The sequence below is a fragment of the Agrococcus sp. Ld7 genome (assembly GCF_045064095.1).
Taxonomy (GTDB): domain Bacteria; phylum Actinomycetota; class Actinomycetes; order Actinomycetales; family Microbacteriaceae; genus Agrococcus.
Map to the genome: position 1 here is coordinate 1 of NZ_JBISGY010000024.1, position 26,588 is coordinate 26,588.

Consider the following 26,588-nt stretch of genomic DNA (forward strand, 5'->3'; position numbering starts at 1 on the left):
GGGACAGGCCCCGCCCCGCCCCGCCGGCCGGCGTCGGGCCGGACCGGGGCCGAGTGGTGCGGTTGCGCCCGACTGGGGCTCGCATGCCGGCCCCGCTCCGGCGCAGCGGCACCACTCGGCGGGCGCGGGCTCGGCGGGCGTGGGCGGATGGTCACGATCCGGTCACGGTGGGGGCGTGCGTTTGACATTCCCTCACCGCAATCGCATGCTTGACCTGAGACCTGAACCACCTGTCAGGTTGTGAATCCGTGAAGCCGCACCAGGGTGTGCCGACTCGCCAGCCGAGCGCCGCCCGCTGAGGCTCGCACACCTCGAAAGGCAACTCATGCGCAGGACAACGAAGTTCGCCGGAGTGGGCATCGCCATCGCGGCGCTCGCGCTCACGGCGTGCGCGCCGACCACCTCGGCTCCGACCGACAGCGAGGCCCCCGGCTCCGAGGGCGCGGCAGAGGCGGTCACCGTCGACGTCGGCATGATCACCTCGATCACGGGCCCGCTCGCCGCCTACGGGGCCAGCTACCAGCAGGGCTTCGAGGCCGGCCTCGACTACGCCACCGATGGCACGGGCGAGATCGACGGCGTCGAGCTGAACATCGAGTGGATCGACGACCAGGGCAACCCCGACACCGCGGTCACCCAGGCCAAGGACGTCATCGGCCAGGGCTACCAGATCATCGGCGGCTCGGTCGCCTCCGGCGTCGCGCTCGCGGTCGCCGAGCAGGCAGCGCAGAACAACGTGCTGTTCCTCTCGGGCCCCGCAGCCGCCGACGCCATCACCGGCGTCAACGACCAGACCTTCCGCTCCGGCCGCCAGACGCTGCAGGATGTGGCGACCGCCGCCACCTTCCTCGACAGCGTCGACGGCTCGAACATCGTCGTGTTCGCGCAGGACAACGCCTTCGGTCAGGGCAACGTCGCGTCGGTCGAGGCCGTGCTCGGTGCGCAGGGCGCGACCGTCACGCCGATCCTGGTCGCCGAGGACGCCACCGAGTTCACGCCGTTCGCGCAGCAGATCGCTGCCGCGTCGCCCGACCTGGTGTTCGTGGCCTGGGCCGGCGCGACGACCGGTGCGATGTGGGAGGCGCTCGCGCAGCAGCAGGTGCTCGCCGACACGACCGTCGTCACGGGCCTCGCCGACCGCGCCTCGTACCAGGCCTACGGCCCGGGATCCGGCGACATCCAGTTCCTGAACCACTACTTCCCGGGTGCGACCGACAACGAGGCGTCGCAGGCCATGGACGCGTACCTCGAGGAGCAGGGCAACGAGGCCGACCTCTTCACGCCCGACGGCTTCGTCGGTGCGCAGATGCTCGTGCACGCGATCACCGAGGGCGCCGGCGACGTCGACGCGATGATCGGTGCGCTCGAGGGCTGGACCTTCGAGTCGGTGAAGGGCGAGCTCACGATCCGCGCGGAGGACCACGCGGTGATCCAGCCGATGTTCCAGGTGCGCCTGGTCGACGAGGCCGGCACCTGGGTGCCGGAGCTCATCGAGACCGCTGACGCCGAGGCAGTCGCCCCGGCCGTCGCGGGCGAGTAAGCAGCGCACGCGATGCCGGATCGTCCCGCGCTCGTCCTGGATGCCGTCGGTCTGCAGATCGGAGGCGCGCGCATCCTGCACGACGTCTCGATGCAGGTCGCGACGGGGGAGATGGTGGGGGTCATCGGCCCCAACGGCGCTGGCAAGACCACGCTGTTCAACATCATCTCGGGTGTCATGATCCCCACCAGCGGCTCCGTGCTGCTGGCGGGGAAGGATGTCACCACCCACAAGGTGCACCAGCGGGCGCGGGTCGGTCTCGGCCGCACGTTCCAGACCTCCAGCGTCTTTCCGGGGCTCACGGCCGAGGAGAACGTGCGCCTCGCAGCGCAGTCGAAGCTCGGGCGAGCGACCAGTCCCTGGAAGTTCCCCCGGGCCGACGACGAGGCGGGCGCGGTTGCGCAGCGCTGCCTCGACGAGGTGGGCCTCGCCCACCACCTGACCACCTCGGCCGGCGTGCTCTCGCACGGCGACAAGCGCAAGCTCGAGATCGCCATGCTGCTCGCCACCGAACCGGAGGTCGTGCTGCTCGACGAACCGATGGCCGGCGTCGGCTCCGGCGATGTCGCCGGCCTCGTCGAGGTCATCCGCCGGCTCCACGCATCCGGCCGCACCGTGCTGATGGTCGAGCACCACATGGAGGTGCTGCTCGGTCTCGTCGACCGCGTCGCGGTCATGCACCACGGCGAGCTGCTCGCCATCGACACGCCCACGGCCATCATGGCCGACCCCGCCGTGCAGAAGGCCTACCTGGGAGAGACCGTATGACCGCCATCCTGTCTGTGCGCGGCCTGAGCGCACGGATCGCCGGGCAGCAGGTCGTCGAGGACGCCTCGTTCGACGTCGCCGAGCACGGCGTCACGGCGCTGCTGGGGCGCAACGGCGTCGGCAAGTCGTCGACCATCAAGGCACTGCTCGGCCTCTACGAGCGCACCGGCGCGGTGACGTTCGCGGGCGAGCGCATCGACAAGCTCATGACGCATCGCGTCGTGCAGCGGGGCATCGCCTACGTTCCGGAGGACCGCGAGGTGTTCAGCCAGCTCACGGTGGAGGAGAACCTGCGCCTCGCCGAGCGCGGGGGAGCACCGAACCGCGCGATCGTCGCCGAGTTGTTCCCCGAGCTCATCGAGCGCGCGAAGCAGCAGGCCGGCACGCTCTCCGGCGGCCAGCAGCAGATGGTCTCCCTGTCGCGCGCCCTGATGAACGAGAATCGACTGCTGCTCGTCGACGAGCCGACGAAGGGCCTCGCGCCCCTCATCGTCGGCACGGTCACGAAGGCGCTGGAGGCCGCCGCCGACCGCACCCCCATGCTGCTGGTCGAGCAGAACCTGCAGGTGGTCCGCGATCTCGCGCACACCGTCATCGTCCTCTCCGGCGGCAGAGTCGTCCACACCGGCCCCGCCGCGGAGTTCCTCGACTCCGACCTCGTGCACCGCCACCTCGGCGTCGCGACCGAGGAGGAGGCCGCGTGAGCACCGTGCTGCTGCTGCTCATCACCGGCGTCGGGCTGGGAGCGCTCTACTTCCTGGTCGCGAGCGGCCTCTCGCTCATCTACGGGCTCATGGGCGTGCTCAACTTCGCGCACGGCTCGTTCCTCACCATCGCGGGCTTCCTGGGCTGGGAGGTCGGCCGCCGCGTCGGCGACGGCTCGTGGGGCGGCCTGCTGCTCGGGATGCTCGTCGGGCTGATCGTGGGTGCCCTCGTGGCGGCCCTGACAGAGCTCATCTTCATCCGTCCGCTCTACAACCGCCACATCGAGCAGGTGCTCGTCACGGTCGGCCTCGGGCTCGCCTCCGTGGCGCTGTTCGAGGGCATCTGGGGCACGGACCCGATCCAGATCCGGCTGCCGGCCTGGCTCGGCGAGACGACGACGGTGCTGGGGGCGAACATCCCGAACGACCGCTGGCTGCTGATCGGAACCGCGGTCGTCGTGCTGGCGCTGATCGTGCTCTTCCTGCAGAAGACGAGCTACGGGCTCGTGATCCGCGCAGGGGTGGAGAACCGGACGATGGTGACCGCACTCGGCATCGACGTGCGCCGTGCCTTCACGATCGTCTTCGCGATCGGTGGCGCAGCCGCGGGCCTCGGCGGCGTGCTCGCCTCCGTCTACTACGGCCAGGTCGGCGCGCACCAGGGCACCTCGCTGCTCATCTACGCGTTCATCGTCACCGTCATCGGCGGCCTCGGCTCGCTCACGGGCGCGGCGATCGCGTCGGTGCTCGTGGCCGTCATCCAGCAGTTCGCGAACTTCTACCTCGGTGGCACGGGCGATCTCGCGATCGTGCTCGCGCTCGCCGCCGTGCTGCTCGTCCGACCGACCGGCCTCATGGGCAAGGTCAAGCACTAGGGATCGATGATGCGCACCTTCCTGCAGTCCACGCTCGGCCGAGTCGCACTCGGCGCCGTCATCGTCGTGATCGCCGCCATCCTGCCGCTGCTGAACATCAGCATCCCCGGCGTGCTGCCCGGCCCGACCTACACGCCCGGCACGCTCACCGTGCTGGCCTACGCCATGCTCATCGCCGCGCTGGCGCTGAGCTACCACCTGATCTTCGGCGTCGCGGGCCTGCTGTCCTTCGGCCACGCGATGTTCTTCGCCGCCGGCGCCTACGGCCTCGGGATCATCCTGAAGCTGCTCGCACCCACCGGCATGCCGGAGTCGCTCGTCTTCATCGTCTCGATCGTGCTGACGCTGCTCATCGCGCTCGTGCTCGGCAACCTCGTCGGGGCGCTCGCGCTGCGAGTGACGGGCATCTCGTTCGCGATGGTGACGCTCGCGGTCGCACAGGCGATGAACGTGCTCATCCGGCGCAACGTGGGCGACCTGACGGGTGGCGAGGAGGGCGTGCGACTGGATGTCTCGGTCGTGCCCGACATGCTCGTGGGCGTCGTCAACACCCGCAACCTCTACTGGCTGGCGCTCGGGATCCTCGTGATCGTCTACCTCGCCTGCGTGTGGGTGGAGCGCTCGCGGCTCGGCCACGTCGTTGCCGCGTCGCGCGAGAACGAGCTGCGGGTGACCGTGCTGGGCCTGCGGCCCTACTTCGTGCGCCTGTTCCTGTTCGCGACGGCCGGCGTGCTTGCCGCCGTCGCCGGCATGGGGTTCATGCTGCTGCAGTCGGCCGCCACCCCGCGCATCTCGGCCAGCGACTTCACGCTCACGCTGCTCGTGATCGTGGTGCTCGGCGGTGTCGGGTACCGCTGGGGCGCGATCGTCGGCGGCATCATCTACACGCTGCTCGACCAGCGGCTCTCGGCGCTCGCATCGTCGGCGTGGATCCAGGACCTGCCCGCCGTGCTCCGCATCCCGCTCTCGGAGCCGCTGTTCATCCTCGGCATGCTGTTCGTGCTCGTGGTGATGTTCGCACCCGGCGGCATCGTCGGGCTCACGCAGCGCGTGACGAGGCGGCGCGAGCGCACGCAGCGGGCCGAGGAGCCCGCAGTGCTGCAGGACATGGAAGCCTAAGCAGATGGCACCCGATGCGACGACGCCGGGCCCGCTCACGCTGGGCCGATGGACGACCGACCGCGCCGCGACCGACCCCGCGCGCCCGGCGATCGTCGACCGCGGTGTCGTCGTCTCCTACGGCGAGCTCGAGGCGAGATCGACGGCGCTCGCGCACGCGCTGGGCGAGGCCGGCCACGGCCGCGGCGCCCGCATCGCCACCATCACCGGCTCCACCGCCGACCAGGTCGTGCTGCTGTTCGCGTGCGCGAAGGCCGGCGCCATGCTCGTGCCGCTCTCCTGGCGCCTCACCGCGGCTGAGCTCACCGCGCAGCTGGCGATCGCCGACCCCTCGCTGCTGCTGGTCGAGGACGACCATCGACCGGTCGCCGAGGCGGCGCTCGCGCAGCTGCCGGGCCACGGCATCCCCATCACCACACTGGGGGCGGCCGGCGTCGAGCTGCAGGTGCCGGATGCCGTGGAGCCGCTCGGTCACGGCTGCCCGGTAGACGACGACGGTCTGCTGATGCTCTTCACCTCCGGCACCACCAGCTCGCCCAAGGCCGTCGTGCTCACGCACGCGAACTGCGCGTGGGCGAACCTGGCCCTGTCGCGAGCGACGCCGCTGACGCCGGACGACGTGGTGCTGCAGGTGCTGCCGCAGCACCATGTCGCGGGTTGGAACATCCAGCCGCTGCTCGCCTGGTGGGTCGGTGCCCGCGTCGTGCTGGAGCGCACCTTCGATGCCGGGCGTGCGCTCGCGCTCATCGAGCGCCACCGCGTGACGGCGACCATGGGGGTGCCGACCACCTTCCGCGCGCTCATCCAGCACCCGGACTTCGCCGCGCGCGACCTCTCCAGCATCCGCACCGCCGTCGTCGGCGGGGGCATGCTCGATCCGCGCGCGGTCGACCAGCTGCAGGAGCACGGCATGCGCGTGCAGCAGGGGTACGGGCTCACCGAGGCAGCCCCCAACGTGACGATCTGCCACGACGACTCCGACGCTGGCACCGTCGGCCGCGCCTACCCGCATGTCGATCTCGCGCTGCTCGTCGACGGCAGGGTCGTGCACGGCCCGGGCGCGGGAGAGCTGCTCGTGCGCGGCCCCGCCGTCTTCCCCGGCTACTTCCGTGATCCGGAGGCGACGGCGGCTGCGATGCACGGGCAGTGGCTCCGCACCGGCGATCTCGTCTCGCGCGATGCCGCGGGACGCATCCGCATCGTCGACCGCGTGAAGGACATCGTGCGATCCGGCGGCGAGTCGATCGCGCCGATCGAGGTCGAGCTCGCCCTGCTCGAGCACCCGGCCGTGCGCGACGCGGCCGTCGCAGGCGTGCCGAGCGAGCGCTGGGGCGAGGCGCTCGTCGCTTGGCTGGTGCTCGCCGAGCCGGTCGACGATGCCGCGCTGCGCGCGCACCTCGAGGGCCGCCTGGCCGATTTCAAGCACCCGAAGCGCTTCCTGGTGGTCGACGAGATCCCTCGCACCACGAGCGGCAAGCCGCTGCGCAGGGCACTGACCGCCGCCTTCGCGGCAGAGACGGCGGATGCACCGTGAACCAGCCGAGGACGAAGCGCGGCGAGCAGACGAAGGCGAAGCTGCTCGTGGCCGCCGAGGAGGTGTTCGCCGAGCAGGGCTACCAGGCCGCCTCGATCTCGCGCATCACCGAGCGCGCGAGCGTCGCGCAGGGCACGTTCTACCTCTACTTCGCGTCGAAGCTCGACCTCTTCGAACAGCTCGTCGAGGATCTCAACCGGCGCGTGCGCGCGGCGATGAGCGACGGCGCTGCGCGCGGTCGCAACCGCGTGGAGGCCGAGCGCGAGGGCTTCCGGGAGTTCTTCGCCTTCACCGCCGAGCACCCCGCGCTCTACCGCGTCGTGCGCGAGGCCGAATACGTCTCGCCCGGCGCGATGCGCAACCACTACGAGCGCATCGTCGAGGGCTATCGCGAGGGCCTGGCGCGCGCGAAGGCGAACGGGGAGATCGGCGACATCGATCCAGAGGTCGCCGCCTGGGCGCTCATGGGCGTCGGCGAGATGATCGGCATGCGATACGTGCTGTGGCCGACGGGCGAGAACGGGGCATACGGCACCGCCGCCACCTCGGTGCCCGATCACGTGTTCGACGAGATGGTCGCGTTCGTGCAGCGTGCGCTCGGCACGGCGGCGGATGCCGAGACCCTCGTGCAGCCCGTCGGCGCCCATCCAGCCACCACCGACGTCGTCGCGACTGCGACGCAGACCAAGGAGAACCCATGAGCACGCTCGCTGGACGCAGGGCCGTCATCACCGGTGGAGCCGCGGGCATCGGCGCCGCCATCGCGCGCGCCTATGCGGCGGAGGGCGCGGAGGTGGTCATCGCCGACCGCGATGGCGCCGCCGCAGCGTCGCTGGCCGCCGAGCTCGGCGGCGAGGCGTGGGAGGTCGACTTCCTCGACACCGCTGCGCTCGAGTCGCTGCAGCTCCGTGCCGACATCCTGGTCAACAACGCCGGCATCCAGCGCGTCGCGCCGATCGAGGAGTACGAGCCGGAGATGTGGCGCACGATCCACACCCTCATGCTCGAGGCGCCGTTCCTGCTCATCCGGGCGGCGCTGCCCGGCATGTACGAGCGCGGCTTCGGTCGCGTCATCAACCTCTCCAGCGTGCACGGCCTGCGCGCATCCGCCTTCAAGTCGGCCTACGTGGCCGCGAAGCACGGGCTCGAGGGCCTGTCGAAGGTGACGGCGCTCGAGGGCGCACCGCACGGCGTCACCTCGAACTGCATCAACCCGGGCTACGTCAAGACGGCCCTGGTCGAGTCGCAGATCGCCGACCAGGCGGCAAGGCACGGCATCCCCGAGGACGAGGTGCTGGAGAAGGTCATGCTCACCGAGGCCGCCATCAAGCGCCTCGTGGAGCCGGAGGAGGTAGCCTCGCTCGCGACCTGGCTGGCTGGCCCGCACGCGGGCATGGTCACCGGCACCTCCTACGTCATCGATGGCGGATGGAGCGCGCGGTGACGGCGCAGCCAGAGGTCGCCATGCCGCGGATCGGCGGCAGCGAGACGCCGCTGCGCGTACCGGTCGACGGCGGCGAGCTGGTCGCCACGCTGTGGAACGCGGATGCCCCCGGCCAGCCGGTGGTCGCGATCCACGGCATCACGGCCAATCACCGCTCGTTCACGCCCCTCGCGCAGCTCCTGGACGCGCCGCTGCTGGCTGTCGACCTGCGCGGCCGCGGCGGGTCGCGCATGCTGCCGGCCCCCTTCGGCCTCGTGCAGCACGCAGAGGATGTCGGCGCCGCGATCCGATTCGCGGGCCTCACGAGCGTGCGGGTCGTCGGGCACTCGATGGGCGGCTTCGTCGCCGTGCGGCTCGCGCAGGCGCACCCCGAGCTGGTCGCCTCGCTCGTGCTCGTCGACGGCGGGCTGCCGCTGCGGCCCGCGCCCGAGGGCGATGCGCAGTCGCCGGAGGATCTGCTGGGGCCGGCCATCGAGCGCCTCACGATGCACTTCGCCTCCCACGATGCGTATCGCGACTTCTGGCGCGAGCATCCGGCCTTCGGCCCCTACTGGAGCGCCGCGATCGAGGAGTACGTCGACTACGACCTGGTCGAGGTGCACGACTCGGGCACCGAGCAGACGGTGCTGCGGCCCTCCGCGAACCCCGACGCGGTCGTGGCGAACCTGGTCGAGCTCGACGGGAGCGACGGCTACACCGAGGCGCTGCTGTCGCTCGTGGCGCCGACCGCGATGCTGCGCAGCCCTCGCGGCCTGTTCGACGAGGCGCCCGGGCTCTACGATGACGAGTGGATCGCGACCTGGCGGTCGCGCCTGCCGGAGCTCTCCATCGCTGACGTCGAGCACACGAATCACTACACGATCCTCATGGGCGAGGGCGTGGATGCGGTGGCCGGGGCGCTCAGGTGCCTCACCGCCGCGAGCCAGGCACCCGCGGGCGAGCCGCCCGCGGGCCAGACACACCGAGGCGGCACGCCCGCCGCCCAGACAAGCGCAGAGCAGAAGGAGGCACGCTGATGGCGATCGACAAGACCTATGCGTCCGCGGCGGAGGCAGTCGCAGACATCCCGGAGGGCGCCACGCTCGCCGTGGGCGGCTTCGGCCTGTCCGGCAACCCGATGGCGCTCATCCGGGCGATCGAGGAGCGCGGTGTCGGCGGCCTCAAGGTCGTCTCGAACAACTGCGGCGTCGACGACTGGGGTCTCGGCCTGCTGCTGCGCAACGGGCAGATCGACAAGATGACCTCCTCCTACGTGGGCGAGAACAAGGAGTTCGAGCGTCGCTACCTCACGGGCGAGCTCGAGCTCGAGCTCACGCCGCAGGGCACGCTCGCCGAGAAGCTGCGCGCGGGCGGCGCTGGCATCGGCGCGTTCTACACCCGCACGGGCGTCGGCACCCAGGTCGCCGAGGGCGGCCTGCCGCAGCGCTACAACCCCGACGGCTCGGTCGCGAAGGCCTCGGAGCCCAAGCCCACGGCGACGTTCGACGTGAACGGCGAGCCGCAGGAGTTCGTGCTCGAGGAGGCGATCATCACCGACTTCTCGCTCGTGCACGCGCTGCGCGGCGACCGGCACGGCAACCTCGTGTTCAACAAGGCGGCTCGGCAGTTCTCGCCGCCCGCCGCGATGGCCGGTCGCGTCTGCATCGCGCAGGTCGAGGAGCTCGTCGAGCCCGGCGAGATCGACCCGGATGCCGTGCACCTGCCCGGCGTGTTCGTGCACCGGATCGTCGAGGTCGGCACCGACATCGAGAAGCGCATCGAGCGCCGCACCGTCACCGAGCAGTAGAGAGCCAGAGGAGAGCTGAGATGGCACTGACCCGCAACCAGATGGCCGCCCGCGCAGCACAGGAGCTGGAGGACGGCAATTACGTCAACCTCGGCATCGGCCTGCCGACGCTCGTGCCGAACTACGTGCCCGACGATGTCACCGTCGTGCTGCAGAGCGAGAACGGCATCCTCGGTGTCGGCCCGTATCCGACGGAGGCCAATGTCGACCCCGACCTCATCAACGCGGGCAAGGAGACCGTCACGACGCTGCCCGGCACGTCGTTCTTCGACTCCGCCACGTCGTTCGCGATGATCCGCGGCGGCAAGATCGACGCCGCGATCCTGGGCGCCATGCAGGTCTCCGCCGCGGGCGACATCGCCAACTGGATGATCCCCGGCAAGATGGTCAAGGGCCCCGGCGGCGCCATGGACCTCGTGCACGGCGCGGCCCGCGTGATCGTGCTCATGGAGCACGTCGCGAAGGACGGCTCGGCGAAGATCGTGCACGAGTGCTCGCTGCCGCTGACGGGCAAGGGCGTGGTCGATCGGATCGTCACCGACCTCGCCGTGCTCGACGTCACCCCGGAGGGCCTGCGACTCGTCGAGCTCGCGCCGGGCGTCACGATCGAGGAAGTGCGCGAGAAGACCGAGCCCGAGATCCTCGCGTGACGACGCTCCTGGCGGGCATCGAGGCCACGGCCGTCGCGACCGACCGGCTGACGGCCTCCGTGCTCCGTCGTGACGGCGAGGGCACGCCCGTGGTGCTCATCCACGGCAACGTCTCGTCGTCGCTGTTCTTCCAGCCGCTCATGCTGGCGCTGCCGCGGCCGTCGCTCGCGATCGACCTGCGGGGCTTCGGCGACAGCGAGACGCTGCCGGTGGATGCAACGCGGGGCATGCGCGACTTCTCGGATGATGTCGCATCGGTGCTGGATGCCCTGGGCATCGCTGCCGCGCACGTCGTCGGGTGGTCGATGGGCGGCGGGGTCGCCATGCAGCTGCTGCTCGATCGGCCCGACCTGGTGCGTTCGCTGACGCTGCAGGCACCGGTGCCGCCGCAGGGCTTCGGCACCCGACTCGACGGTTCGCTCTGCACTCCGGATGCGGCAGGCACCGGCGGCGGGGGAGCGAACGCCGACTTCGTGGCGCGCCTCGCGGCCGGCGACACGACCGCCGACGAGCCCTCCAGCCCGCGCAGCGTCTATCGCTCGAGCTACGTCGCGCCGGGGTTCGAGGACGAGCACGAGGATCTCTGGGTCGCGTCGATGCTGACGACCAGGACCGGCGTCGACAACTACCCGGGCGACGGCGTCGCGTCCGAGTCGTGGCCCGGCTTCGCTGCGGGGGATCGCGGCATCCTGAACTCCATGTCGGCGAAGCACCTCGACCTGACGGGCATCGTGGACGTGGCCGAGAAGCCGGCGATCCTGTGGGTGCGCGGCGCGCATGACGCGATCGTCGGGGACGAGTCGTTCTTCGACTTCCACACGCTCGGCAAGCACGGCATCGTTCCGGGCTGGCCCGGCGAGGATGCCGCACCGCCGCAGCAGATGGTCGCGCAGACCCGCGCGGTCTTCGAGCGGTATGCCGCGGCAGGCGGCAGCTACGAGGAGGTCGTCTTCGAGCACGCGGGCCACTCGCCCCACCTGGAGGACCCGGAGCGCTTCCGCACCCTCCTGCTGGCCCACCTCGCCGCCACCGACTGACCGCCCCCGCCTCGCGCCGATGTGTAGAGGAGAGGGGGGGGGGCGGGGGCGGGGTTCCGGTCTCGTGACGCGACCGGGCTTCGCCCGGCCGCTCCTCGACCTACGGAGGGGGCGCTCTCGACCTGCGGTGGGTGGGTCCGGTCTCGTGACGCGCGCGCCTGCGGCGGGCGCTCCTCGACCTACGGAGGTCGGGCGCCCCTCGTTACGCAGAGGGCCCCGCATCCGGGTGGATGCGGGGCCCCTCGCGTTGAGCGGAGTGCTACTCCGTTGCCGTCAGGCTGTCGACGTAGTCCTGGTTCTCGGAGATCCAGGTCTCGACGATGTCCTCGTACTCGCTGGCGTCCGCGTCGCTGTTGAACATCGCGTTCTCGAGCGAGAAGAGCAGCTCCGAGTCCATCTTGAAGGCCTGCAGCCACTGGGTGAGCTGCGGGTAGTCCTCCTCGAAGCCGGTGCGGGCGATCGTGTGGATGCCCTCCGCGTCACCGAGCGTGCCCTCGGGGTCCTCGAGGTCGCGGATCGGGAACTCGTCGTACGCCCAGTGCGGACGCCACAGCGTCACGACGATGTTCTCGTCAGCGTCGATCGCCGAGCTGAGCTCTGCCAGCATCGCGGGCGTCGACGAGGTGACGAACTCCATGCCCTCGAGGCCGTAGGTCGGGATGACCTCGTCCTGCGTCGCGGCGGTCAGGCCCGCGCCCGGCTCGATGCCGACGATGCGGTTGTCGAACGCGTCGGCGTTCTCGGCGAGCTCCTCGATCGACGTGATCGGGGCGTCCTCGTTCACCGCGAGCGTCAGCACCGCGTCGTCGTTCCAGGAGCCGAGGTCGACAAGGTTCTCGCCGAACTGCTCCATGTAGTCCGCGTGCGTCATCGGCAGCCAGCCGTCGAGCGCCAGGTCGTAGTCGCCGCCGGCGATGCCCGCGAACACGGGGCCCGCGTCCGCGTACTCGAGCTCGACGTCGTAGCCGTTGTCCTCGAGCACGGCCTGCCACAGGAACGAGGCGGCCTCGCCCTCGGGCCAGCCGTTGAAGACACCGATCGTCAGATCGGTCTGGTCGGCGCCCGTCGCGCCCTCCTCGGGTGCCTCGCCTGCGTCGCCGCTGGCTGCGCAGCCGGTCAGGGCAAGTGCGCCGACGGCGGTGATCGCGGCGCCTCGAATGAATCGCTTGTGCATCGTTCGTCCTCTCTCGTTTCGTGTCAGGAGTTCATAGAGCGGCCGCTGGAGACGGCCGTCTCGGTCTGGGAGGCCGCCGGCGCGGCCGAGTCGTTCGCCGTGGTCGGCTGTGCCGCAGCACCCGCTCGACGGGCGCGTGCTCGGGCGATGGGGCTGTGGTCCTGCAGGCTGCCCAGCGCGTTCGTCACGCGATCCAGCACGATCGCGAGCAGCACCACCGACAGCCCGGCCTCCGCGCCGAGACCGATGTTGATGCGCTGCAGCGACTGCACGATGGGCTGCCCGAGGCCGCCGGCGCCGGTCATGCCGGCGATGACGACCATCGACAACGACAGCATGATGATCTGGTTCACGCCCGTCATGATCGTCGGCAGCGCGAGCGGCAGCTGGATCTGCCGCAGGATGCGGCCGGGCGAGGCGCCGAAAGCGGTGCCGGCCTCGACGATCTCCTTGTCGACGCCGCGGATGCCGAGCTCGGTCAGGCGCACGCCCGGCGCCATCGCGAACGCGATCGTCGCGATGATGCCAGGAACCACGCCCACGCTGAACAGGATGATCGCGGGGATCAGGTACACGAACGCGGGCATGGTCTGCAGGAAGTCGAGCACGGGCCGCACGAGCGTCGAGACAGTGTCGTTGCGCGCCGCCCAGATGCCGAGCGGAATGGCGATGAGGAGCGCGAAGAACGCAGCGACGAGCGTCAGCGCGAGCGTCGCCATGGCGTTCTCCCACTGGTTCACGAGCACGATGACGAACAGGCCCACGACCGTGCCGAAGCCCATCTTCCAGCCGCGAACCGCGAAGGCGATCGCGGCGAGGATGAGGATCATCACGATCGCAGGGGGCTCGATGAGCGCGAACTCGACAGCGTCGTACATCGCCTTCACGATCGCCTTGACGACATCGAAGAGCAGGGCGGCGTTGGCGGTGATCCAGTCGACACCGCTCTCGACCCACTTCCCGAGCGGGAGACGGAGATCATCGAACATCGGGAACCTCCGTGGCGTCGAGCGTCTGGGTGACGAGGAGCGGATCGATCGCCGGTGGGATGTCGATCACGTTGAACTCCGAGGTGTCGGTGGAGACGTTGCCGAGTGCGGCCAGCAGCAGCACGCGCGGCACGATGCCGAGCAGCCGCTCATCCTGATCGACGACGGCGATGGGCAGGCCGCTCGTGATCGCGAGCTCCGGCAGGTCGGACAGGCTCGTGTCGGGGCTGACCGTCGGCACGGTGCGGTCGATGAGCGCGGCCAGGTCGGTCTCGCCCTGCTGGATGGCGCGGAGCACCTCCCGATCCTTCACGGCACCCAGCAGCTTGCGCCCGGGGGCGGTGACGAGCAGGCCGGAGATCTGCATGTCGCGCATCGTCTTCAGGGCACCGCGCGGGCCCATGGTGAGGGGCACCGCGGCGGCAGGCGGCTCCATGACGCTCGACGCGGTGAGCACGCGCGTGCGGTCGACATCCTGCACGAACTGCGCGACGTAGTCGTTCGCGGGGTCGGTGAGGATCTCCTCGGGCGTGCCGATCTGCACGATGCGCCCGTCGCGCATGACCGCGATCCGGTCGCCGAGGAACATCGCCTCGTTGAGGTCGTGCGTGATGAAGACGATGGTCTTGCCGAGCTCGGCCTGCAGCTCGACGAGCTGCTCCTGCATCTCGCGGCGGATGAGCGGGTCGAGCGCGCTGAAGGCCTCGTCCATGAGCAGCACCGGGGTGTCGGCGCACAGCGCTCTGGCGATGCCGACGCGCTGCTGCATGCCGCCGGAGAGCTCGCTCGGGAAGCGGCTCTCCCAGCCGTCGAGCCCGACGCGGCCGATGACGGTGCGGGCCAGCTCGAGCCGACGGTCGCGGTCGATGCCCTGGATCTCGAGCCCGTACGCGACGTTCTCGAGCACGGTGCGGTGGGGGAGGAGCGCGAAGTGCTGGAAGACCATCGACACCTGCGAGCGGCGCACGGCGCGCAGTCGCTTCGGGTCGATGCCGGTCACCGCGGCGCCCTCGATCTCCACCGAGCCGCTGGTCGCGTCGAGCAGCCCGTTCAGCATGCGGATCAGCGTCGACTTGCCGGAGCCGGACAGGCCCATGACCACGAAGATCTCGCCGCGCTTGACGCTGAAGGACGCATCGATCACCGCGGCGGTGCCGAGCTTGGACACCTCGTCGCGGGCTGCGCCCTGCTCGAGTCGCTCAGCAGCCTCCTTCGCGCGCTTGCCGAACACCTTCGTGAGACGGTCGACGCGCACGACGACGTCGTCCACGGGCTCCTCACCGATCGTGCGGGCTTCGCTCACGTTCGCTCCTGTCGCCCCGCCTGGGGTCTCAGTCGTGGACGGGTGCAGCCGCGCAGGCGGTGATCGTCTGCCGTTGCGCGAGGACGCTCAATCGCGAAGCGGCACCATACGTCCGCCGACACGGGTGTGCCAGCGTCCGCGTCCTTGGGGGATCGGACAGCCGGAACAGCTGACCGCAAGGAGCAACGGTAGCGAAAGCTAGAATCTGGCGTTTGATCCTGCCCGCTCAGACTCGACGGGATTTCACGGAAACACGCGGATCTCGCCCGCGCAAGACGTGTGGATCGTAACGACTTCGTTATAGGCTGGGGGACAAACGGCCCCGTCTCATTGCCACCACGGGCGCTCTCGATGCGCGGCTCGGCGCCGTGCCTCAAGCTCGCGGACCGCCTCGTGCCGCTCACCGATCTCGTGGATCGCCGACACGCAGCAGGAGACCAGCTGCGCGAGATCGTCGACCTCGTGCCGCCGCGCCGCACCGATGACGATCGCGGCGCACGCCTCGGCATCGCCCGCCGCATCGTGGTGCTGGAAGTCGTCGAAGCCCGCGGCGAGCGCCGCGACCGGCAGCCGGTAGGACTCGAGCGCGTAGGTCTTTCGAGCGATGCGCAGCGAATCGGTCCAGCGCATGTCGGGCACCGGCAGCGACGACGCCTTCGCCGCCGCCCGCATCACGCCCTTGTCGAAGCCGGCGTTGTGCGCGACGTAGACGTCGTCGCCGCCGAACGCCAGGATCTGCGCCTGTGTCACCGCCCAGTCGGGCGCCGCGAACACGTCGGCCGGTCGGATGCCGTGGATCTTCACGTTCCACTCCCAGAACTCGTCATAGGGAGCCGGCGGCCGGATGAGCGTCGACCAGCGGTCGACGACCATGCCGTCGCGCACCTTGACGAGACCGACCGCGCACGCGGATGCGGCATTGCCGTTGGCGGTCTCGAAATCGATCGCGGTGAAGTCGAGCGCCATGGTGTTCATCCTCGCAGAGCCCGCCCACACGCAGCGCCAGCGGGCCGCCTCCGTCTGTCAGCATGGACGGCATGGCCAACCCCACCCTCGCCGCGCTGCAGACCATCGACACCACCGACCACGCCGGTGCCTGGGCGATCGTGCGCGACGCCGAGCTCGTGGTGCCGGCGGTGGTGGAGAACCCTCGCGACCCCGGCTCCGGCAAGTTCCTGGTGCTGCCGCACCGCGACATGCAGCTGGTGGTGGCGTTCACCGCCACCTCCCGCATCGGCGGCTTCGCCACGCGCACGCGCCACCACCTGCAGCTCACCGGCGCCGAGCTCGCGGCTGGCATCCCCGCGGGCCACGCGATCGTGCTCGACCCCGGCCACGACGACGGGCGCGTGTTCCTGCCCGAGGTCATCGCGCTCGACGCGCAGGCCGGGGCGGCCGAGCGCGACTGAGCCGAGCTGGCGACAGCGCCGCAGACGGACGGCTAGGTGCAGGCTCCCACGAGCTCGGTGCGGTCCACCGAGCTCGAGATCGCGTCGAGCGCTGTCGCTCCCGTCACCATGGCCGTGTCGATGACGACCTCGGTGGCGGGCTCGCGGCCGTAGGAGACGAACGTGAACACGCTCTCCTCCTGTCCCACCTGCAGCCAGTCGACGCCGCCGACCGAGACGCACTGCAGCGTCGATGGCGCCGGCACGGGCATGCCGCATCGCAGCGTGACCGCGCTCGGATCGCCCCAGGCCGCCGTGCCCTGCGCGGTCGTGGTTCGGCGCTCGAGCACCTCGAGGCCTCCCTCGCGTCCGATCGTCTCCGGCAGCGTGACGATCACCTCGGCGCAGCCCGGATCCGACGCCTGGTCGGCGGGCGGCAGTGAGACGGTCCTCGCGCATCCGGCGACGGCCAGCAGGACCAGCGCGGTGGCGGCGAGGATGCGGATGCGAGGCACCAGACGAGCCTACCGATCACCGAGCGTGCGGCCGCCGGGCTAGCGTTGCGGTCATGGACGACCCCACGCTGCACGAGGCCGGAGAGCTCGAGACGCTGCGCCGCTTCCTGCCGCTGCTGCCGACGGGCGACGTGACGGAGATCGGGCCCGGCGACGATGCCGCGGTGGTGCGCGCCGCCGACGGCCGCTTCGTCGTCACCACCGACACCATGCTCGAGGGCGCCGACTTCCGGCTCGGCTGGTCGTCGTGGCACGACCTGGGATGGAAGGCGATCGCCACGAATCTGATCGACGTCGCCGCCATGGGAGCCCGCCCGACCTCGCTCGTGGTCGCGCTCGCGGTCGCACCGTCCACTCGGGTGTCGGCGCTGGAGGACTTCGCCCGCGGCATGGCCGACGCGATCGCCGAGATGGCGCCCGGCTGCGGCGTCGTCGGCGGCGACCTCGGCACCGCTCCGCACGCGACGATCGCCGTCACCGCGTTCGGCGACCTTCGGGGCCTTGCACCGGTGCTGCGGTCGGGCGCGAGACCGACGGATGCCGTGTGGTGCGTCGGCGGGGTCGGCCTCGCGGCCACGGGTCTGCGGCTGCTCTTCTCACGGGCGCAGGACGAGGCGGCGCAGCCGGCGCGGGAGGCCGCCGAGCGGCTGCGGACGGGGCCGCAGGGCCGCGCCGTCTCCGCGCAGCTCGCACCGGTATCGCCGGTCGCCGCCGGCATGCTGCTGCGCGAGCTGGGCGCGACCGCGATGCTCGACGTCTCCGACGGCCTCGCGCTCGATGCGGCCCGCGTCGCGCGTGCATCCGGGGTGCGCATCGCCCTCGACCGCGTGGGTGTCGAAGGCGCCGCGCGGGACGCGCTGGCGCTCGGCGCCAGCCTCGAGGCCGCCCTCCACGGCGGCGAGGACCACGCGCTGCTGTGCACGCTGCCGCATGGCCTCGCGCCGCCGGCCGAACTGGCGGGGCATGCCGTGCACCGGCTCGGCCGCGTGGAGTCGCTCGACGAGGGTCAGGCGGCGGGCGTCACGCTCGACGGCGCGCCACTCGAGCCACGCGGCTGGGATCCGTACCGCGCCTGATCACGACCGCGCCTCGTCAGCGGTCGGCGGGCGCGCCCACGGTCGTCAGGTAGTGCAGGCGCGTGTCGCCGTAGTCGCGCGTGCGCTCCACCTCGAGGTCGCCGGGCGGATCCAGCGGCCCTGCCTTGCGCGCACGCTCGACCACCACGGTCGCCGGATGCTGCAGCAGCGGTGCGAGGTCGATGAGCACCGCGTCGAGCTCGCCGTCGGGCAGGTCGTAGGGCGGGTCGACGAGGACCAGGTCGAAGCTGCGAGCGGATCGATGCAGGAACGCGGTTGCCGCCACCGCCTCGACGACTGCGAGCGCGGCCCCGGATGCCGCCACCGCGGCCGCGTTGCGCTGCGCGACCTTCGCCGCCGCCTTGTCTCGCTCCACCAGCACGACCGATTCGGCACCCCGGCTGGCGGCCTCGAGCCCCAGCGCGCCGGAGCCCGCGAAGAGATCGAGCACCCTGGCGCCATCGCACTCGCTGCGCGCGTCGAGCGCGCTGAACATCGCCTCGCGCACGCGCTCGGAGGTCGGGCGCGTGCCCCGCAGCGGCACGTGCAGCCGCACGCCGCCGGCGAGGCCTCCGATGATGCGCGTCATGCCGCCATCCTCGCGCATCGCGGCCGCCGCACGCGCGCACGGCGGCGGGGTGTGGGCGGCTCGCCATACGCTGGCATCGTGGCGAAGAAGGATGCGAGCGGCTCCGCCCTGCCCGACGGGCTGCAGCGGCCGCTCGAACGCGTGCTCGGCAAGGGGCCGGCCGGCAAGCTCGAGCGCGCGTTCGGCATGACGACGCTCGGCGATCTCGTCTGGCACCTGCCGCGTCGCTACGCGAAGCGCGGCGAGCTCACGGAGCTCGCCAGCCTCGTGCCCGGCGAGCACGTCACGGTGGTCGCGCGCGTCGCCTCCGTGGAGCATCGCGACCTGCAGCGCGACCCGCGCGGACGGCATCGCTCGCTGACGCGCGTCACGATCACCGACGGGGAGAGTGAGCTCGAGCTCGCCTTCTTCAACCAGCGGTGGCGCGGCGAGCAGCTGCACCAGGGCGTCACCGCGCTCTGCTCCGGCACGGTCGGCGTCTACCAGGACAAGCGCCAGCTCGCCCACCCCGACGTCGAGCTGTTCGACGAGGCGGAGGGCATCGACGCCGAGCAGTGGGCGAACCAGCCCGTGCCGATCTACCCCGCGACCGCGACGCTCCCGACCACGAAGGTGCAGGCGCTCGTCGCGCTCGCGCTCGACGCGCTCGGCGACGTGCCCGATCCCGTGCCGCAGGCGGTGCGCGCCGAGCATTCGCTGCTGCCGCTCACCGAGGCGCTGCGCTTGGCGCACGCGCCCACGCTCGAGCAGGAGGCCTATCGAGCCAGGCACTCGCTCGCCTGGCACGAGGCCTTCCTGCTGCAGACCTACCTCCTGGCCACGCGCGACTGGTTCGACACCCTGCCGACGGCGCCGCGGCATCCGGGTCCGCTGCTCGAGCGCTTCGACGCGGCGCTCCCGTGGCAGCTCACCGACGATCAGCGCGCGGCCGGGGCGTCGATCGCCGCTGATCTCGCGAGCGGCACAGCCATGCACCGGCTCGTGCAGGGCGAGGTCGGCTCTGGCAAGACGGTCGTCGCCACCCGCGCCATGCTGGCGGTCGCAGAGTCGGGCGGCCAATCGGCGCTGCTTGCCCCGACAGAGGTGCTGGCGGTGCAGCACCTGCGCTCGATCACGCGCGCGCTCGGGCCGGCTCTCGCCGCCGAGCTGCAGCCGACGCTCCTCACCGGTCAGCTGCCGGCCGCCGAGCGCAAGCGCGCCATGCTGCGGATCGCGGCGGGTCAGGCTCGGATCGTCGTCGGCACGCACGCGCTGCTGAGCGAACGGACCTCGTTCGCCGAGCTCGCCCTGGTGGTGATCGACGAGCAGCACCGATTCGGCGTCGCGCAGCGCGAGGCACTGCGCTCCAAGGGTCTCCATCCGCACACGCTCGTGCTGACCGCCACGCCCATCCCTCGCACCATCGCCATGACGGCGTTCGGCGACCTCGACGTCTCCACCATCCGCTCGCTGCCCGCCGGCCGCAGCCCCATCCGCACCTTCGTGGTCGACAAGTCGAACGTCGGTGTCTTCAACCGCATCTGGCACCGCATGCAGGAGGAGCTCGAGCACGGCAGGCAGGCCTTCGTCGTCTGCCCGGCGATCTCGCCGGGCGCGCTGGAGGGCATCGCACCGCGCGCCGACGATGCGGATGTCGCACCGGATGCGGCCGACGGCACCGGGGCGCCAGGAGCCGCGCCGCCCCGCGCCACGCCCACGCTCGTCGACGACGTGAGCACGACGCTGCAGCAGCTGCGCGCGAGCCCGGCGCTCGCGGGCCGCCGGATCGAGGCGCTCACCGGCGCCATGTCGACCGAGGACAAGGACGCGGTGATGACGGCGTTCCGCGACGGCGAGATCGACGTCGTGGTCGCGACCACGGTGATCGAGGTCGGCGTCGACGTGCCGAATGCGACGATGATGGTGGTGCTCTCGGCCGACCGCTTCGGCGTCTCGCAGCTGCACCAGCTGCGAGGCCGCGTTGGCCGCGGAGAGCACGCCGGCCTGTGCATGCTCGTCACGTCCGTCGATCCGGAGAGCGACGCGCGCGTGCGGCTCGATGCGGTCGCCGGCACGCTCGACGGCTTCGAGCTCGCGGAGGTCGACCTGGAGCAGCGCGGCGAGGGCGACGTGCTGGGCGTCGCGCAGTCGGGCGGGCGGAGCGGGCTCAAGGTGCTGCGGGTCGCGCGCGACGGCAGCATCATCGAGGCGGCGCGTGACGCGGCGCAGCGGGTGCTCGCCGACGACCCGACGCTGGAGCGCCACAGCGCACTGCGGCTGGCCGTCCATGCCAGGCTCGATCCGGATGCCCGCGCCGCGCTCGTCACCGCGTAGTACAGCGCCGCATCCCTGCGCGAGCGGGATGCCGCCCGCGTCCACCGCCCGCGGGCGGTTAGGCTGGACGACATGCCCCGCATCGCTGTCGTGCCCGGTTCGTTCGACCCCATCACCCTCGGTCACATCGATGTCATCGCGCGAGCCGCGAAGATCTTCGACGAGGTGCACGTGGTCGTCACCCACAACCCCGACAAGCGGGCGTTCCTGCCGGTGCCCGAGCGCGAGCAGCTCATCGAGCGCTCGATCGACGAGGCGCGCATCGAGGGCCGGGTGCGCATCACCAACTGGTCGATGGGGCTGCTCGTCGACTACTGCCAGCAGGTGGGCGCGGACGTGCTCGTGAAGGGCATCCGCTCGTCCACGGACCTCTCCTACGAGACGCCGATGTCGATCGTGAACCGCAACCTCGCGGGGGTCGAGACCATCTTCATGCTGCCGAACCCCGAGAACGCGCACGTCTCCTCGAGCCTCGTGCGCCAGGTGTCGGAGCTGGGCGGCGACATCAGCCCCTACGTGCCGCGAGCTGTCGCCACCCGGCTGCAGCAGCGATGACCGCGGTCGCGTCGGCCGAGCTCGGACAGGTTCCGGGGCAGCCGCCCGCAGCCGACCTGCAGCTGACCGCGGTGCGCGGCATGGGTGAGATCCGTGCGGGGGACGACCTGCCGACGGTGATCGGCGACGCGCTCGAGCCGCTCGGGCTGCGCGACGGCGACATCGTGGCCGTCACGAGCAAGATCGTCTCGAAGGCCGAGGGGCGCATCCGAGCCGCGGACGAGCGCGAGCAGGCGATCGACGAGGAGTCGGTGCGGCTGGTGGCCTCGCGTGCCTACCCGGGCGGCGTCACGCGCATCGTCGAGCATCGCACCGGCCTGGTGCTGGCCGCCGCGGGCGTCGACGCCTCCAACACCGACGAGGGCACGATCCTGCTGCTGCCGGTCGACTCGGATGCCTCTGCGCGCGCGATCGCCGAGGCGCTGCGCGCGCGCTTCGGGGTGCGCGTCGGCGTGCTCGTGACCGACACGCTCGGCCGTGCGTGGCGCGTGGGCCAGACCGATGTGGCGATCGGAGCCGCAGGCATCCGCGTGCTGGAGGTGCTCTCCGGCCAGCTGGATGCGAGCGGTCGGCCGCTCGCCGTCACGGCGCCCGCGGTCGCCGACGAGATCGCCGGAGCCGCCGACCTGGTGGCGGGCAAGAGCGACGGCGTGCCCGTGGTGCTGGTGCGAGGGATGGGGCGCCACGTGGGCGACCTCGACGAGCCCGGCGCCGCGCGGCTCGTGCGGCCGCAGGAGGAGGACATGTTCCGGATGGGCGCGGACGAGGCATATCGGGCAGGCGTCGAGGCCGGGATCCGGTCGGCGCAGGCGTCGGCGGGGATCCGCCCGTGAGCGCCGTGGGCTCCGGCACGGACACCGCTGTGGACGCGGACGCGATGACGGCCGGTGAGCGCATCGAGCGCGCGGTCGCGAGCGTCATCGCTGGCAAGCGCGAGGAGATCCGCACCGTGCTCACGGTGCTGCTCGCCGAGGGCCACGTGCTGCTCGAGGACGTGCCGGGCGTCGGCAAGACCCAGCTCGCCCGCGCGTTCGCCGCAGCCATCGGCGGCACCGTCCGGCGCATCCAGTGCACGCCCGACCTGCTGCCGAGCGACATCACCGGCATGTCGGTGCTCGACCAGACGAGCGGCGAGCTGCGCTTCCAGCCCGGGCCGGTCTTCGCCAACATCGTCATCGCCGACGAGATCAACCGGGCGAGCCCCAAGACGCAGGCGGCCCTGCTGGAGTGCATGGCCGAGGGCCAGGTCACGGTCGACGGCGTCACCCACGTGCTGCCGCGGCCGTTCCTGGTGGTCGCCACCCAGAACCCCATCGACATGGAGGGCACCTACGCGCTGCCGGAGGCGCAGCGCGACCGCTTCATGGCCAGGCTCGAGCTCGGCTACCCGGACGAGGATGCCGAGCACGCGATGGTGTCGGCGCGGGAGACCGCGCAGCCCCTCGACGCGGTGCGCGCGGTGATGGGCGAGACGTCATTCCAGGCCGAGATCGATGCCGCGAGAGCCGTGCGGGCGCACGAGCTCGTGGAGCGCTACGCCGTGCGCATCGCGCGCGCGACCCGTGCGCACGCCGACGTGCGGCTGGGCGCGAGCCCGCGCGCCACCCTGCAGCTGGTGCGCGCCGCCAAGGCCCACGCGCACCTGCTCGGGCGCGACTGGCTCTCGCCCGACGACGTGAAGGCGCTCGCCCGCCACGTGCTGCCGCACCACCTGGTGATGCATGATCCGCATGCGCGCGCCAGCGAGGCGAGCACGGTCGTGGCAGAGGCGCTCGCTGCGACGGTCGCCCCCGTCATGCGCTGATGGCCGCAGGCGAGCGCACCCGACCGCGGCGGCGCGCGGCCGCTGCAGGGCGCGCCGGGCCTTTGCCCGCGGTCCGGCTGCGGGCGCGCCTCACCGCGCGCGGCGCGGGGCTGCTGCTGGCCGGCGTGCTGCTGCTCGTGGCCGCGTACTGGGAGCGGCAGGTCATCATCCTGGTGCCGGCCGCCCTCTGCTTCGCTGTCGTGCTGCTCGGGGCATGGTGGGCGATCGGCGCCGTCGGCGCGGTGCGGCTCGCGCTGCCCGGCGTGCTGGAGGAGTGGCAGGCAGCGTCGCTGCGCATCGTGGGCGATCGACGGCATGCCGGTGCGACCTGGTCGACCTGGATGCCGGGGCCGGAGCACTCGGTGCTGCTCGACGGCGAGTTCGACCGCGAGGGAGGCGCCGAGGTGGATCTGGGCGGGCACCCGCGCGGCCGGTGGCGGCTCGCTCCCGTCGACGTGGTCGTGCTCGACCCCTTCCGCGTCATGCGCTCGACCCGCACCGTCGACCCGCTGGCGAGCCTCGTGGTGGGTCCGGAGGTGCTGCGGCTCGGTCCCGCGTCGCTGCGCTCCACCCGCGAGGACGGGCGACCGGCGCTGTCGCGCATGGCCGACAGCGTCGACGCGATGGTGCGCGAATGGCGCACGGGCGATCCGCAGCGCCGCGTGCACTGGCGCCAGTCCGCCAAGCGGGGGCAGCTGATGGTGCGGCAGGAGGCGAACCCCGCGCACGACGACGACGTCGTGGTGGTCGATACGGCGTCGGCTGCCGGGTGCGACCGCGAAGCCCAGGATCGTCTCGCACGTGCCGCCTGCTCGCTCATCCGAGCGCTGGCCGGCGGCGAGCGCCCGGTGATCGTGCGGGAGACAGGCGAGCCCAGCATCGCGCGCGCCGACTGGCGCGACCTGCAGGCCGCGCTCGCGGCGTTCGCATCGATGGAGGCGACCGCCCCGGAGGTGCCGAGGCCGCGCGAAGGCATCCCCTCGTACGTGATCGCCCTCGAGGAGGCGGCGCCGGAGCCCTGGACGCTGCCGCCGGGATCGACGCTCTGGCTGGTCGCCCGCCGCGATGCGCCTCCGGTGCGCGTGCCGCCGGGCTCGCGCGTGCGCATCCACCGCTGGATCGACCGGGTCGGCCCGGTACGGGAGCTGTCGTGACCGCGCAGGATGCCGCTGCCTCGCGACCGCGGCACCCGGACGCGACGACCGGCGCCCCCCGCGACGCGCAAGACGAGGTCGCGAGCCCCCCGCATCGCATCCGCGCCGGTCTGGTCGAGACCGTGGCGCTCGCGCTGCTGCCGGTCGCGTGGCTGTGGTCGGCCATCTCGGTGATCGGGCAGTCGTGGCTGGTGCCGGCCGTGCTCGCGGTCGGCTCGATGGCCGTTGTCGCCGCGCTCGTGCGCTCGGCGTGGCCGCTGCTGGGCTCGCTCGCGGCGGCGGTGGTCGGCGTCGCATGGGTGACGGGGATGACCGCGAGCGAGACCGCCGTGCTGGGGCTCGTGCCGACGCCCGAGTCGGTCAGCGAGAGCTTGGAGGCGCTGAACAGCGGCATCGTCGACATCGCGTGGGCGCAGTCGACGCCGATCGACGCAGCCGGCGCCGTGCTCGCGGTCGTCGTCACCGGCGCGATCATGCTCGCGCTGCTGGTGGACGTGCTCGGCCACACGCTGCGCGTGCCGGCGCTCGCGGTCGTGGCCGCGGGAGCACCGCTGGCGCTGCCGATCGCGTTCCGCATCGATGTGCCCTGGTGGCACGCGATCCCCGGCGTGATCGCCGCAGCGCTCGTGCTCGTCGCCCCCGCGCTCGACGAGCGGATGGCGTCCGGCCGCGACTGGCTCGCACCGCTCGCGCTCGTGGGCGTGGCAGCGGTGCTGTCGGCGGCTGTGCCGCTGCTCGCGCCAGCGCCCAACCAGACCGAGATCGACCTGCCGACACTGGAGGAGCTCTTCACGCCCGCGACGCCGGTGCTCGACGCCGAGATCGACCTCGGCGATCAGCTGCGCAGACCAGCCGATCGGCCGGTGTTCACCTACTCCACGACCGACGGCGAGCCGACCGTCACACGCCTCATGACGCTGCCACTGGCAGGGGAGGAGGGCTTCGAGGCGGGGGAGCCGGAGACGGGCAGCCCCGGTGTGCTGGTCGAGGGTGCCGACAGCGGCGCGGGCATGCAGATGACGTTCCGGCTGGCCGACATCCGCGCCCTCAGCCTGCCGATGCCCGAGCGCGCGAGCGGCGTGCGGGCACCGACGGGCTCGAGCTGGGATCGGGCGAACGACGCGCTGCGCATCAGCGCAGACGTCGAGACGGGCGGGCTCGAGTACACCGCGCTCGGCTCGCGATCGCCGGGCCTGGCGCAGATCTCGGAGGGCTCGCGCTCGACCGGCCATGATCCCTACCTGGCGATGCCGGAGGCTGCGTCGGCCATCCAGGCGCGGGGCGCCGCCCTCGTCGAGCCGGGGATGACCGCGATGCAGCGCGTCAACGCCGTGCACGCGTTCATGACCGGTGGGCTCTGGAGCTACTCCGAGCAGCTCGACCTGCCGGGGTTCGCCGGTGCGAGCGGCGATGGTTGGGACGCGCTCGAGGGGTTCCTCGAGACGCGCAGCGGCTACTGCGTGCACTACGCGAGCGCCAGCGCCGGCCTGCTGCGCGGCGCCGGGGTGCCGGCGCGCGTCGTGGTGGGCTTCCTGCCCGGCAGCGAGATCGCCGGCGGGTGGGCCGTCTCCACCAATGAGATGCACGCGTGGGCGGAGGCCTGGATCGACGGTGCCGGCTGGGTGCGCGTCGAGACGACCCCCGGTGCGGGCACCGGGACGGCGAGCCCCGAGGGCGGTCAGGTCACGGCCAGCCCCGAGCCCACGGCCACCGAGACGCCCGCGCCGACCGAGAGCCCGGAGCCGACCGAGACCGCTGCCCCGACCGACTCGCCGTCGACGCCCTCCACAGCGCCGACGCCCTCCGATGGCGCTGCACCGGGCGAGGCCGGCCCGGTGCTGGATCCGGCGCTGGTTCGCGCGATCCTGACCGTGCTCGCGATCCTGCTGCTGCTGGCGCTGCCGGCGATCGCACGGGCCGTGCTGCGCGCGGTGCGGCTTCGCCGCGGCCCGCCGGGCGGGTGGCTGGAGCTGCGCGCGTCGCTCGCCGATCTGGGGGAGCGACTGCCGGCATCCGCGACGCCGGGCGAGGTGCACGCCGCGATCGCGACACGGGTGCCCGTGGATGCCGCGCGCGCCGCGGATCGCGTGCGGCTGGCCGCAGAGCGGGCGGTGTTCGACGCGGGCGCGAGGGAGCGCGGCGCGGTGGACGACGACGTGCGCACCGTGCGGCGGGCCCTGGCGGCCGGGGCGCGCTGGTGGCGCCGACTGCTCGCAGCAGCGCTGCCGCCCAGCCTGCTCAGAGTGGTGGCCGCGGAGGAGCGCTGAGCGA

26 protein-coding genes are annotated in these 26,588 nt (G+C 72.0%); 20 read left to right on the forward strand and 6 right to left on the reverse strand.

What is annotated here, in order from left to right; translation table 11 throughout:
• Positions 1 to 325: 325 nt before the first annotated feature.
• Genes ACJJVL_RS04360 through ACJJVL_RS04415 form a run of 12 tightly spaced genes read left to right on the forward strand, consistent with a single transcriptional unit; the run spans position 326 to position 11,457 of the window.
• Entirely contained in the window at positions 326 to 1,540 is a 1,215-nt protein-coding gene (locus ACJJVL_RS04360; RefSeq protein WP_405217095.1) for a substrate-binding domain-containing protein, read from the forward strand.
• Positions 1,541 to 1,552: 12 nt separating this feature from the next.
• Positions 1,553 to 2,308: an ABC transporter ATP-binding protein gene (locus tag ACJJVL_RS04365; RefSeq protein ID WP_405217096.1), complete on the forward strand. Its 756-nt coding sequence runs from the start codon at positions 1,553 to 1,555 to the stop codon at positions 2,306 to 2,308.
• Positions 2,305 to 3,012: an ABC transporter ATP-binding protein gene (locus ACJJVL_RS04370; RefSeq protein WP_405217097.1), complete on the forward strand. Its 708-nt coding sequence runs from the start codon at positions 2,305 to 2,307 to the stop codon at positions 3,010 to 3,012. The genes ACJJVL_RS04365 and ACJJVL_RS04370 overlap by 4 nt, the downstream gene beginning before the upstream one ends.
• The gene (locus ACJJVL_RS04375) at positions 3,009 to 3,887 is read left to right on the forward strand and encodes a branched-chain amino acid ABC transporter permease (protein WP_405217098.1); all 879 of its coding nucleotides are present in this window, start codon (positions 3,009 to 3,011) and stop codon (positions 3,885 to 3,887) included. The genes ACJJVL_RS04370 and ACJJVL_RS04375 overlap by 4 nt, the downstream gene beginning before the upstream one ends.
• A 9-nt stretch (positions 3,888 to 3,896) precedes the next feature.
• The gene (locus ACJJVL_RS04380) at positions 3,897 to 5,006 is read left to right on the forward strand and encodes a branched-chain amino acid ABC transporter permease (RefSeq protein WP_405217099.1); all 1,110 of its coding nucleotides are present in this window, start codon (positions 3,897 to 3,899) and stop codon (positions 5,004 to 5,006) included.
• A gap of 4 nt (positions 5,007 to 5,010) precedes the next feature.
• On the forward strand, positions 5,011 to 6,540 hold the full coding sequence (locus tag ACJJVL_RS04385) for a class I adenylate-forming enzyme family protein (protein WP_405217100.1): 1,530 nt from the start codon (positions 5,011 to 5,013) through the stop codon (positions 6,538 to 6,540).
• A complete protein-coding gene (locus tag ACJJVL_RS04390; RefSeq protein ID WP_405217101.1) occupies positions 6,537 to 7,241 on the forward strand; it encodes a TetR/AcrR family transcriptional regulator in 705 nt (234 codons plus the stop codon). The genes ACJJVL_RS04385 and ACJJVL_RS04390 overlap by 4 nt, the downstream gene beginning before the upstream one ends.
• On the forward strand, positions 7,238 to 7,984 hold the full coding sequence (locus tag ACJJVL_RS04395) for a 3-hydroxybutyrate dehydrogenase (RefSeq protein ID WP_405217102.1): 747 nt from the start codon (positions 7,238 to 7,240) through the stop codon (positions 7,982 to 7,984). The genes ACJJVL_RS04390 and ACJJVL_RS04395 overlap by 4 nt, the downstream gene beginning before the upstream one ends.
• Entirely contained in the window at positions 7,981 to 9,000 is a 1,020-nt protein-coding gene (locus ACJJVL_RS04400) for an alpha/beta fold hydrolase (RefSeq protein ID WP_405217103.1), read from the forward strand. Before ACJJVL_RS04395 ends, ACJJVL_RS04400 begins: the two co-directional genes overlap by 4 nt.
• Positions 9,000 to 9,770 (forward strand): CoA transferase subunit A, encoded by a 771-nt coding sequence (locus ACJJVL_RS04405; RefSeq protein ID WP_405217104.1) that lies wholly within the window; start codon positions 9,000 to 9,002, stop codon positions 9,768 to 9,770. The genes ACJJVL_RS04400 and ACJJVL_RS04405 overlap by 1 nt, the downstream gene beginning before the upstream one ends.
• A 20-nt stretch (positions 9,771 to 9,790) precedes the next feature.
• A complete protein-coding gene (locus ACJJVL_RS04410) occupies positions 9,791 to 10,420 on the forward strand; it encodes a CoA transferase subunit B (protein WP_405217105.1) in 630 nt (209 codons plus the stop codon).
• Positions 10,417 to 11,457 (forward strand): alpha/beta fold hydrolase, encoded by a 1,041-nt coding sequence (locus tag ACJJVL_RS04415; protein ID WP_405217106.1) that lies wholly within the window; start codon positions 10,417 to 10,419, stop codon positions 11,455 to 11,457. The genes ACJJVL_RS04410 and ACJJVL_RS04415 overlap by 4 nt, the downstream gene beginning before the upstream one ends.
• A 259-nt stretch (positions 11,458 to 11,716) precedes the next feature.
• Here the strand turns inward: ACJJVL_RS04415 and ACJJVL_RS04420 are convergent, their stop codons facing one another.
• The 4 genes from ACJJVL_RS04420 to ACJJVL_RS04435 all read right to left on the reverse strand — a co-directional run bounded on the left by ACJJVL_RS04420 (position 11,717) and on the right by ACJJVL_RS04435 (position 15,889).
• Complete coding sequence (locus ACJJVL_RS04420) at positions 11,717 to 12,631, reverse strand: glycine betaine ABC transporter substrate-binding protein (protein WP_405217107.1); 915 nt, start codon at positions 12,629 to 12,631, stop codon at positions 11,717 to 11,719.
• Positions 12,632 to 12,654: 23 nt separating this feature from the next.
• Entirely contained in the window at positions 12,655 to 13,620 is a 966-nt protein-coding gene (locus tag ACJJVL_RS04425; RefSeq protein WP_405217108.1) for an ABC transporter permease, read from the reverse strand.
• A complete protein-coding gene (locus ACJJVL_RS04430; RefSeq protein WP_405217109.1) occupies positions 13,610 to 14,923 on the reverse strand; it encodes a glycine betaine/L-proline ABC transporter ATP-binding protein in 1,314 nt (437 codons plus the stop codon). Before ACJJVL_RS04430 ends, ACJJVL_RS04425 begins: the two co-directional genes overlap by 11 nt.
• Before the next feature lie 327 nt (positions 14,924 to 15,250).
• Positions 15,251 to 15,889 carry an exonuclease domain-containing protein gene (locus ACJJVL_RS04435; protein ID WP_405217110.1) on the reverse strand — a complete coding sequence of 213 codons (639 nt, stop codon included), beginning with the start codon at positions 15,887 to 15,889 and terminating at the stop codon, positions 15,251 to 15,253.
• Between the two features lie 71 nt (positions 15,890 to 15,960).
• Between ACJJVL_RS04435 and ACJJVL_RS04440 the strand changes: the two genes are divergently transcribed.
• On the forward strand, positions 15,961 to 16,332 hold the full coding sequence (locus tag ACJJVL_RS04440) for an SseB family protein (protein ID WP_405217111.1): 372 nt from the start codon (positions 15,961 to 15,963) through the stop codon (positions 16,330 to 16,332).
• A gap of 32 nt (positions 16,333 to 16,364) precedes the next feature.
• On the opposite strand, the gene ACJJVL_RS04445 is transcribed toward ACJJVL_RS04440, so the two are convergent.
• Complete coding sequence (locus ACJJVL_RS04445; protein ID WP_405217112.1) at positions 16,365 to 16,826, reverse strand: DUF3515 domain-containing protein; 462 nt, start codon at positions 16,824 to 16,826, stop codon at positions 16,365 to 16,367.
• A 53-nt stretch (positions 16,827 to 16,879) separates the two neighbouring features.
• On the opposite strand from ACJJVL_RS04445, the gene thiL reads away from it, so the two are divergent.
• Entirely contained in the window at positions 16,880 to 17,902 is a 1,023-nt protein-coding gene (gene thiL / locus ACJJVL_RS04450; protein WP_405217113.1) for a thiamine-phosphate kinase, read from the forward strand.
• Positions 17,903 to 17,918: 16 nt separating this feature from the next.
• Here the strand turns inward: thiL and rsmD are convergent, their stop codons facing one another.
• Positions 17,919 to 18,491, reverse strand: coding sequence for a 16S rRNA (guanine(966)-N(2))-methyltransferase RsmD (rsmD, locus tag ACJJVL_RS04455; RefSeq protein WP_405217114.1), 573 nt, complete (start codon positions 18,489 to 18,491; stop codon positions 17,919 to 17,921).
• A gap of 78 nt (positions 18,492 to 18,569) precedes the next feature.
• Between rsmD and ACJJVL_RS04460 the strand changes: the two genes are divergently transcribed.
• The 6 genes from ACJJVL_RS04460 to ACJJVL_RS04485 all read left to right on the forward strand — a co-directional run bounded on the left by ACJJVL_RS04460 (position 18,570) and on the right by ACJJVL_RS04485 (position 26,584).
• A complete protein-coding gene (locus ACJJVL_RS04460) occupies positions 18,570 to 20,804 on the forward strand; it encodes an ATP-dependent DNA helicase RecG (protein ID WP_405217115.1) in 2,235 nt (744 codons plus the stop codon).
• Between the two features lie 72 nt (positions 20,805 to 20,876).
• Positions 20,877 to 21,359, forward strand: a complete 483-nt coding sequence (gene coaD, locus ACJJVL_RS04465) for a pantetheine-phosphate adenylyltransferase (RefSeq protein WP_405217116.1) — start codon at positions 20,877 to 20,879, stop codon at positions 21,357 to 21,359.
• The gene (gene cofE / locus ACJJVL_RS04470; RefSeq protein ID WP_405217117.1) at positions 21,356 to 22,192 is read left to right on the forward strand and encodes a coenzyme F420-0:L-glutamate ligase; all 837 of its coding nucleotides are present in this window, start codon (positions 21,356 to 21,358) and stop codon (positions 22,190 to 22,192) included. The genes coaD and cofE overlap by 4 nt, the downstream gene beginning before the upstream one ends.
• Before the next feature lie 44 nt (positions 22,193 to 22,236).
• Positions 22,237 to 23,163: an AAA family ATPase gene (locus ACJJVL_RS04475; protein WP_405217138.1), complete on the forward strand. Its 927-nt coding sequence runs from the start codon at positions 22,237 to 22,239 to the stop codon at positions 23,161 to 23,163.
• A 62-nt stretch (positions 23,164 to 23,225) separates the two neighbouring features.
• Positions 23,226 to 24,317 (forward strand): DUF58 domain-containing protein, encoded by a 1,092-nt coding sequence (locus ACJJVL_RS04480; RefSeq protein WP_405217118.1) that lies wholly within the window; start codon positions 23,226 to 23,228, stop codon positions 24,315 to 24,317.
• Positions 24,314 to 26,584: a transglutaminaseTgpA domain-containing protein gene (locus ACJJVL_RS04485; RefSeq protein ID WP_405217119.1), complete on the forward strand. Its 2,271-nt coding sequence runs from the start codon at positions 24,314 to 24,316 to the stop codon at positions 26,582 to 26,584. Before ACJJVL_RS04480 ends, ACJJVL_RS04485 begins: the two co-directional genes overlap by 4 nt.
• Positions 26,585 to 26,588: the final 4 nt, after the last annotated feature.

Coding starts and splice junctions, on each gene's coding strand:
- ACJJVL_RS04360 (WP_405217095.1), top strand. CDS start 326: ATGCGCAGGACAACGAAGTTCGCCGGAGTGGGCATCGCCATCGCGGCG.
- ACJJVL_RS04365 (WP_405217096.1), top strand. CDS start 1,553: ATGCCGGATCGTCCCGCGCTCGTCCTGGATGCCGTCGGTCTGCAGATC.
- ACJJVL_RS04370 (WP_405217097.1), top strand. CDS start 2,305: ATGACCGCCATCCTGTCTGTGCGCGGCCTGAGCGCACGGATCGCCGGG.
- ACJJVL_RS04380 (WP_405217099.1), top strand. CDS start 3,897: ATGCGCACCTTCCTGCAGTCCACGCTCGGCCGAGTCGCACTCGGCGCC.
- ACJJVL_RS04385 (WP_405217100.1), top strand. CDS start 5,011: ATGGCACCCGATGCGACGACGCCGGGCCCGCTCACGCTGGGCCGATGG.
- ACJJVL_RS04395 (WP_405217102.1), top strand. CDS start 7,238: ATGAGCACGCTCGCTGGACGCAGGGCCGTCATCACCGGTGGAGCCGCG.
- ACJJVL_RS04405 (WP_405217104.1), top strand. CDS start 9,000: ATGGCGATCGACAAGACCTATGCGTCCGCGGCGGAGGCAGTCGCAGAC.
- ACJJVL_RS04410 (WP_405217105.1), top strand. CDS start 9,791: ATGGCACTGACCCGCAACCAGATGGCCGCCCGCGCAGCACAGGAGCTG.
- ACJJVL_RS04420 (WP_405217107.1), bottom strand. CDS start 12,631: ATGCACAAGCGATTCATTCGAGGCGCCGCGATCACCGCCGTCGGCGCA.
- ACJJVL_RS04425 (WP_405217108.1), bottom strand. CDS start 13,620: ATGTTCGATGATCTCCGTCTCCCGCTCGGGAAGTGGGTCGAGAGCGGT.
- ACJJVL_RS04435 (WP_405217110.1), bottom strand. CDS start 15,889: ATGGCGCTCGACTTCACCGCGATCGATTTCGAGACCGCCAACGGCAAT.
- ACJJVL_RS04440 (WP_405217111.1), top strand. CDS start 15,961: ATGGCCAACCCCACCCTCGCCGCGCTGCAGACCATCGACACCACCGAC.
- thiL (WP_405217113.1), top strand. CDS start 16,880: ATGGACGACCCCACGCTGCACGAGGCCGGAGAGCTCGAGACGCTGCGC.
- rsmD (WP_405217114.1), bottom strand. CDS start 18,491: ATGACGCGCATCATCGGAGGCCTCGCCGGCGGCGTGCGGCTGCACGTG.
- coaD (WP_405217116.1), top strand. CDS start 20,877: ATGCCCCGCATCGCTGTCGTGCCCGGTTCGTTCGACCCCATCACCCTC.
- cofE (WP_405217117.1), top strand. CDS start 21,356: ATGACCGCGGTCGCGTCGGCCGAGCTCGGACAGGTTCCGGGGCAGCCG.
- ACJJVL_RS04475 (WP_405217138.1), top strand. CDS start 22,237: ATGACGGCCGGTGAGCGCATCGAGCGCGCGGTCGCGAGCGTCATCGCT.